Raw genomic sequence first — 8,526 nt, 5'->3', positions numbered from 1 at the left:
TGGTAATTGTGCTATTTCCGCATTATCTTATGGAACTTATGCAATTATTGCTTGGAATACTTATAGAGATATTCACTTGTGTTACCAATTTGGACAAATCGCTTTAAAAACATTAGAAAATTTTCATGCCCCAAAATTAAAACCTATGGTTACTTATGTATCCACAACCTTTAGCATACACCATCAATTCCATTTAAAAAACACGTTAGATGATTTATTATCAGTATATGATTTAGGTATTAAAATAGGTGATTTAGAACAAGCCGCATACTCTAAACAGATACACTCAGAACATTCTTTTTGGCTAGGTAGAGAACTAATTACTTTAAAAGAGGAAATAACAAATCATCATCAAAATATCGCACAGTTGAAACAGGATGTTGCTCTCCAAATCCATTCTATAAATTGGCAGTCTGTATTAAATTTAATACAGAAAGGTGAAAGAAAATTAGATTTTTCGGGGGAAGTATATGATGAACAAAAAATGTTTCCTGTTCATCAGAAATTTAATAATAGGCAAGCAATATTTTCCCTATATTTACAAAAATTATTTAATTATTATCTATTCAACGACTTTACTAAAGCATTTGAATTTGCAACTTTTGCAAAAGATTATATCGCTTCAGTTCCAGCTAGGTTCATTGTAAATGTTTTCTATTTTTATTATTCTCTCGCAATGTTGGCTATATATCCACAACTTTCTCCAGAAGAAAAAGAAAAAACTCTTGCAGAAGTAATCGAGATACAACAACAATGTAAAGAATGGGCTGAACATACTTCAATGAACTTATTACATAAGTATTGTTTGGTTGAAGCAGAGAAATATCGGGTTTTGGGAAATAATATCGAGGCAATGGAGTATTACGATCGCGCTATTTCTCTTGCCAAAGAAAACGAATATGTAAATGAAGAAGCTTTAGCAAATGAACTAGCTGCCAAGTTTTACCTGGAATGGGGTAAGGAAAAAATAGCTCAGATGTATATGGCAGAAGCTTATTATTGCTATATTCGATGGGGAGCAAAAGCAAAAGTTCGCGATTTAGTCAAACGCTATTCTGAATTGCTTGGGAATATTGCTCAACAAGAAGAAGATAATGATATTACTGAATACGAAAACGTCGATCACAATAGTAATCAAGACATCAATCAAGAAAGTCATCAAGAGATTAATCAAGAAAGTCATCAAAATATAAATGTTCCGAGTCATAATTCGCTTACTAATTTCAGTAATAACCAAACTACATTTGGCTCATTTGCATCGCATTCGAGTTTTGGAAATTCCTTAGATATGGCTGCTGTTATTAAAGCATCTCAAGTACTCTCAGAAAAAATTGAGATGGAGCAGTTACTTTCTAGTCTCATGCGAGTCACAATGGAAAATGCTGGAGCTTCCAAATGCGTAATACTTTTAAGTAAAGATGAAAACTTAAATTTAATTGTGACTGCAATTAGTACTAGCTCTGAATCTGAGTTTATTAAAATCACCTTTCCATCAGTTCGTCTTAACGACTGCGAAGATATTCCTATTAGTGTAATTAACAATGTGAAGCGGCAAGGGAAAATCTTTGTCGCTGATGATGCAAGAGAGATTGTAAATTTATCTGCGGATCGTTATATTCTTCGCGAACAGCCACAAAGCATATTATGTATGCCAATTATTCATCAAGGTAAGATGCTAGGAATATTTTATCTTGAGAATAATTTTATTACTGCTCTCTTTACACAGCAGCGTCTTGAAGTTCTCAAACTCCTGATTACCCAAGCTGCGATCGCACTAGAAAATGCCAAACTTTATCAAAATCTGGCAGAAGTCAATAAGTCTTTAGAAGAGTCTAACCATAGTCTTGAGGAGAAAGTTGAGGTAAGAACACAAGAGTTAAACAAGAAAAATCAAATTTTAAATCAAGCAATTGAGGATTTGAAAAACACGCAAACTCAACTTATCCAAAGTGAGAAAATGTCTGGTTTAGGACAGATGGTAGCAGGAATTGCCCATGAAATCAATAATCCGATTAACTTTATTCATGGAAATATTAGCCATACAAGTGGTTACGTACAAGATTTAATCGATTTAATCTCGTTGTACCAGAAAGAAGGTTATTCAACACCTGAAATTCAAGAAAAATTAGAAGAAGTTGATTTAGATTTTTTACTCACTGATTTACCAAAAATACTTGAATCTATGAATATGGGTAGTTCGCGTATTCGTGATATTGTCCTCAGCTTGAGAAATTTCTCTCGTTTGGATGAATCAGGAATGAAACCTGTAGATATTCATGAGGGTATTGATAATACTTTAATGATTTTACAACATCGTCTCAAAGCGAAAAGCGATCGTCCTGAAATCGCAGTCATTAAAGAATATCAATCTTTCTCAGAAATTAATTGTTATGCTGGTCAATTGAACCAGGTATTTATGAATATTTTGAGTAATGCGATCGATGCCTTAGACGATGCATTTGCTAGTGGTAAATGGTCTAAGGATAAACCCATAATTCGTATTTCCACAGAATTAGTTGATTCTAATAGTACTAGTAATTTGGTTATCAAAATAGCAGATAATGCTTCAGGAATACCAGAAGAAATTAGACGGAAGATTTTTGATCCATTTTTTACAACTAAACCTGTAGGAAGCGGTACAGGTTTAGGTTTATCGATTAGCTACCAAATTGTGGTAGATAAACATAAGGGTAAATTAACTTGTAATTCATACTCACAGGAAGGAACTGAGTTTGTGATTGTAATTCCAAACAACACTTAACTTACCTTAACTTTTAGCCAGGAGTCAATTTCACGAATCTCATTTTTCTTGACTGAAGTATATGAATAAATCTCATCTGAGGACTTTTGATTCAGATATAGATTTTTAATGTATTCATAATGAGATGGTAACTCATCTAAAAGATTCTTTGTGTTATCTTTAATAGCTTTAAAAATCTTTTCAGCTTTGTTTACAGATTCTGGCTTGTGATTAAGTATAGGAGAAGCAGAATTAGGTAGGTGATTCATCCCTCCGAGGATTGCCATATAATTGCTGTTAGTCCAAAATCTATCAAATCCAGCATCGAATACATTATTATACCCACCTTCATCTGTATAAGGAAGATTAATAGGGGCACCAGCTTGATAAACTTCCAAAAGACGCTTTAAAGTATCGGGAATTTTTAGGTCAAATTTATTAGCTTTCCAGAATGGTGTATCTTCTCGATGAGTAGTGCAATAGTGAAGCACGATAAAATCTCTAACATCATCAACCATGAAAGCTATTCTTTCGTTATATTTATCCTTCAAAGCAGGATTCATACTTTTATCAGGAAAGTATCGAATCAAATGCTTTAAGGCTGCGTAGATAAAGTAAATACCTGTAGACTCTAATGGCTCAATAAATCCACTCGCTATTCCTAGACTGACACAATTTTTCACCCAAGAGTGTTCGTTTCTACCTACCCTCATCTTTAGATGTTTAGCTGGAATATCATCAGCTATTGAACCGTGGAATTTTCTTAATTCCTGTTCTGCTTCATCTGGAGAGATAAATTTCTGGGAATAAACATAGCCACGACCTAATCTTCCGTATAAAGGAATTTCCCATGACCATCCCGAACTAAGGGCTGTTGCAATTGTGTAAGGTCTAAGTCCATCAATATTATCCGTCTTAACTGGAATAGCAACAGCCGCATCACACAAAAGACTATCTGAGTAGGAAATAAAAGGTTCTTTCAAAGCTTGATTAATTAGTAAACCTTGGAAACCTGAGCAATCTATATATAAATCTGCTTTGTGAGTATTGCCTTTCTCTGTTTTTAAAAAGTCTATAGCACCTGTATTGTCTAAAATAACATTGACGACCTTATCAACTACACGCACTACTCCTTTCTTTACTGTCCATGAAGCTAAAAATTTAGCTAGCAAGTTAGCATCAAAATGATACGCGTAATTAACACCTGTAGTACCATCTAAAAATTTAGGAGATTTGTTAAACTCGCATACCGCAGTACTCGAATAACAGCAATCGGACATTGAGAGATCGTAGCCATCAAGTCGTTTTTTAAGCCAATAGTGAGTAAGTGGAATGTCATCATACTTTTTAGATTCCCCAAAAATATGATAAAACTCATTATTTTTAGTCGTATGGGGAGTATAAGACCAATCAGCATACTTAATACCGATCTTAAATGTTCCATTACATTGCGGCATCCATTCAGATTCAGGAATTTCTAAAAAATCAAAGAATTCTGTGCGTATACTAGGTACTGTTGCTTCTCCCACACCCAAAGTCGGGATTTGATCCGACTCGATTAAGGTAATAGCAACACTTCCTTGCAAAGCCTTTACCAAGTATGCTGCTGCCATCCAACCAGTTGTACCACCACCAACAATAACTATATTTTCAATCTTGTTGCCTGTATTCTTCATATAATTCAATTATTCAAAATTACTAAGCAATTTAAACAGACAGCCTTGCTTTATTAAAAGTATCAGATGTATTACTAGATTCAGAAACAGGATGTTTTTTTGCATAAGTCATCATCTCGTTTACTGACTCTGTAAAAACTTCAAAAACTTTTTCAACAACCTCGAACGCTCTTACCTTTTGCTTATCAGTCATTATTATTCTTTCCAGTACTTGCGCTACATCTATAGTTCCTGTAGCGTGACCAGTTTCTACATTAAAATGATGTTGTCCAAAATAGAGATATTTTTGCTGGAGTTCTTTTGTAACTTCAGATGTTAAAGCCAAAGCAATATTACCAGTAGCTTCTATTGCCTCAATAGCTGCAAGAACTATAATTGGTTCCTCTCTAAATGTATAAAGTGCTATCTTATGGCAAACCTGACGTGTATGATATGTTTCTTCTCCCCAGTAAAACTTCATTGAATCACTAAATTTCATTATATGGTTGAAGCCTAACTTTTCTAAATCCTCTAATAACCATATCCAATGATGATCATCCTCATAGGTATGATTATTAATTATTTTCTGAATTGGATCATCCGTGGGTTCTTTTCGGAAATCGTATTTGTTCAGTTGACCAAATCCCATCGCAAAAGGTGTCACACAAGGTGCCCAAGCTAACCTTTGTCTTGGTTCTATACTCTTATCCTGCATATACTTAAATAAAGACAATTGAGAAAATTCTTGCTTTCTTTTCTCAACAAGTTCAAGTACTTCTTTCATAAATTCAAAACTCAAGTGACACTAGAGAGGACTTAAAAACAGAGTGCAACCAAATATTATTAACTCAATGATGTCGGGCTATGCTGTTGCTACAGCCAACCGACATAACCACATGATTATGTATTTTCTACTGAATTAAATTATTTTGGGTGCTTTGTATTTTTTGCTTGTTTTCGTGAGAAAATATCCTTAGTTATCTAGAACATTTAGTTATCTCATGGCTTATATTCACCTTTTTCTCAACCCGAAATAACCGCAAATTTATTGAAATCTGTTACTTGTTTACTTACGAAAATAGCTTCCCGATAAAAAATACATTCGCTAAATTAAATACTTAGCTTGGATGTTAGAAGTTTTAGAATTGCTAGAACACTCTAATATCAACGTTAAATTTCTAAAATCTCAGTAATTATAAATATCTAAAAGTAATTTTTTAAACTTGTTTATATATACTTACTATAGCCTTGTCAAACTATGTATAAATTAATCTAATGAATGTAAGATACTTTTTGAGATAATCGTAAGGGTATTTATTTACGTAAGTCAGCGACCTATGACACTTTTTATTTATGAAAAAGGCTTGTGATTAGCTTTATGATTGCGTCATCCAACATTTAGCTGTAATTTAACTACTACTAAAAGTCCATTTATATAGTTAGATAAGGGCAAATTAAACAGTATGTGTAGCAAATACAACATTACCATACTGAAATGTTATCCAATCACGAATATCATCCTATCTATAGATAGACAAACGGAAGCATACATACTCATTCTCGTTTAACTGCATTACACATCTCAGAAAATTAATTAGAAGGTAAAAAAATAGGGACATAATTAATAGGTCCCTACGCGGAATTATTTAATTGAAAAACACGGGTAGAAAAATCCTACAAACAACCTATAAATCCTGTGGTTGATTGATTGTCGCTGTTGTCACCTGTGCTTTATGCGCGATTATCGCAGCTTGTAACATTGGGGTGTGAGTGACAGAGTTATTCGCCAGGGTGAAGATGGGATTTGATAAAACTCCAGCTACAGTGGTGGCAATTAATGTCATAACTAAACCAACTTGCAAAGGTCTAAAACCAGGTAAATTCCAATTGATTTCCGGGTAATTTTTGACTGCATCGGACATTTCCTGTGGTTCTTTGACAACCATCATCTTGACGACGCGGATGTAGTAGTAAATCGAAACCACGCTGGTGACTAGCCCTAACAACACCAACCAGTAAAGTCCAGCTTGCCAACCTGCCCAAAATAGGTAAATTTTACCGAAGAAACCCGCAAGGGGAGGAATACCACCCAATGAGAGTAGCGAGAGACTTAAACCCAGGGTCAGTAATGGGTCTTTTTGGTATAATCCCGAATATTCGGCGATTTGGTCTGTACCTGTCCGTAGGGAGAAGAGAATCACGCAGGTAAAACCACACAGGTTCATAAACAAATATACGAGCAGGTAAAATACCATGCTGGCATATCCGGCTTCTGTGCCTGCAATCAAGCCAATCATCACAAAGCCAGCTTGGGCAATCGATGAGTAAGCGAGCATCCGCTTCATGCTGGTTTGGGCAAGAGCGACGACATTACCCAAAATTAGACTGAGGACAGCTAAAGCTGTGAAGACAAATCGCCATTCCTCAGCCACAAGGGGAAATACAGTTGTTAACAACCGAATCGCGAGGGCAAAACCTGCGGCTTTGGAACCAACCGATAAAAAGGCGATAACTGGAGTGGGGGCACCTTCATAAACGTCAGGTGTCCATTGGTGGAACGGTGCAGCTGAAATTTTAAAGCCAATACCTGCGATCGCAAATACTAGGGCAATCACCAAAGCTAATGATTGATTTAAATTTCCGGCAGCAATTCCATCTGCGATCGCACTCAGTTGGGTTTTTCCACCGGACAATCCGTATAGTAGTGATACGCCGTACAAAAATACTGCCGTACTCGAAGCTCCAATCAGCAAGTACTTTAAAGCTGCTTCGTTCGAGCGAGGGTCCCGCTTGGTGTAGCCTGTGAGTAAATATGAGGAAATGCTCAGGGTTTCTAGCGAAATGAAAATCATGACTAACTCATTCGCCCCAGAGATAAACATACCTCCCAGGGTTGCGGTGAGTAATATGGCGATGAATTCTGCTAAAGCGGTTCCACTCTGTTGGATATAACCGATCGACATCAATATAGTAATGGCACTAGAAAGGGCGACAATGCCACGAAATACAATACTGAGGTCATCAGCGTTAAAAGTACCAAGAAAGCCGATGGGGTGAGTGCTATCCCACTGGAATACCAATGCTGCGATTGAACCAGTCAAACCTGCGATCGCAAAATATCCAATCCAGCGCGATGAGCCACGACCCAAAGCCAAATCTATAATCAAAACTCCCATGAGGGTGACAATCAAGATTCCCTCTGGCAGTATAGTTCCAGCATTTAGCTGGGAAGCAAGATTAGCAAAATCCATGAGTTATATCGGGTTTTAGCTATGAAACATCAAGGAACCAACTGTAGTTAATTCTATTGTTTTTTCGTGAAGATGCTTTAACTTAATTTGCGATCGCCCATAATAACCGCGCAATTTAATATCAGAAATTTAGTTAGTAACAATAGATAAACATAAAATTATCGGTTTAAAGATTCAATCACTACAAAAACTGATTGTAACCATAGGATAAGATGGGCAGTTTGCGATTAATTTAGATTTCTAGATAAATGCGATCGCGCAACTACGACGAAATAAAATAAGTAACCAGACAGAATTAATTACAATACTGATTCTTGAATTTCTTTGATGGGCAAGAATTTCAGCCCAAATGTTGTGTAATTAATTATGTCCAACTACTTATAACTTCTCGATCACCCTCTCATTTTCCCAGTCAGTTTGTTGAATCCCCCCTAAGAGTATGTTTGAAAAGTCGGACAAGGTATAAATTGTCATTCTGAGTGGAGTCTTACGGAACGTACGCGCTACGCGTTGCCGCAGGCTAGAATCTTGCGTTTCATGCGTATATTGAGATGCTGAGTCCCAAGGGGACACGCTACGCGAACGTGCCTCAGCATGACATTTCGGGGTACTTTTCAAACATCCTCTAACCACCCTTTTCAAGAGGGAAAATAAAAATCTAGTACGTCAAGGCAGTAGTGATTAGGCAGTAGGCAGTGAGGGAAAGCCTATTATTACTGGGAATTTGAGGATTAAATAATGGTCTGGTTATTTACGCCGAACTGTACTAGTTCCCTCCACTTTTGCAACTACAGTGTACACACAAGTCTGTTTTCCCCTGATACCTCGGAATTACCCCCCTTAATCCCCCCGATGGATTGGCTACGGTGTACACACAAGT

4 protein-coding genes are annotated in these 8,526 nt (G+C 36.3%); 1 reads left to right on the top strand and 3 read right to left on the bottom strand.

What is annotated here, in order from left to right; genetic code table 11:
- The coding region (locus tag CK510_RS21310; RefSeq protein WP_211293247.1) for a GAF domain-containing sensor histidine kinase at window positions 1-2,761 on the top strand (2,761 nt) is incomplete at its 5' end.
- Here the strand turns inward: CK510_RS21310 and CK510_RS21305 are convergent.
- The 3 genes from CK510_RS21305 to CK510_RS21295 form a co-directional block, all read right to left on the bottom strand.
- Window positions 2,758-4,416: a tryptophan halogenase family protein gene (locus CK510_RS21305; RefSeq protein ID WP_095723613.1), complete on the bottom strand. Its 1,659-nt coding sequence runs from the start codon at window positions 4,414-4,416 to the stop codon at window positions 2,758-2,760. The genes CK510_RS21310 and CK510_RS21305 overlap by 4 nt on opposite strands.
- 31 nt (window positions 4,417-4,447) lie before the next feature.
- Entirely contained in the window at window positions 4,448-5,179 is a 732-nt protein-coding gene (locus tag CK510_RS21300; RefSeq protein WP_095723612.1) for a hypothetical protein, read from the bottom strand.
- 901 nt (window positions 5,180-6,080) lie between these two features.
- Window positions 6,081-7,646: an NAD(P)H-quinone oxidoreductase subunit N gene (locus tag CK510_RS21295; RefSeq protein ID WP_095723611.1), complete on the bottom strand. Its 1,566-nt coding sequence runs from the start codon at window positions 7,644-7,646 to the stop codon at window positions 6,081-6,083.
- Between the last annotated feature and the right edge of the window lie 880 nt (window positions 7,647-8,526).

Source organism: Brunnivagina elsteri CCALA 953, assembly GCF_002289455.1.
Taxonomy (GTDB): domain Bacteria; phylum Cyanobacteriota; class Cyanobacteriia; order Cyanobacteriales; family Nostocaceae; genus Brunnivagina; species Brunnivagina elsteri.
Note: the sequence above shows the minus strand (reverse complement) of the source record. Positions and strands in the feature narration are given on the sequence as shown.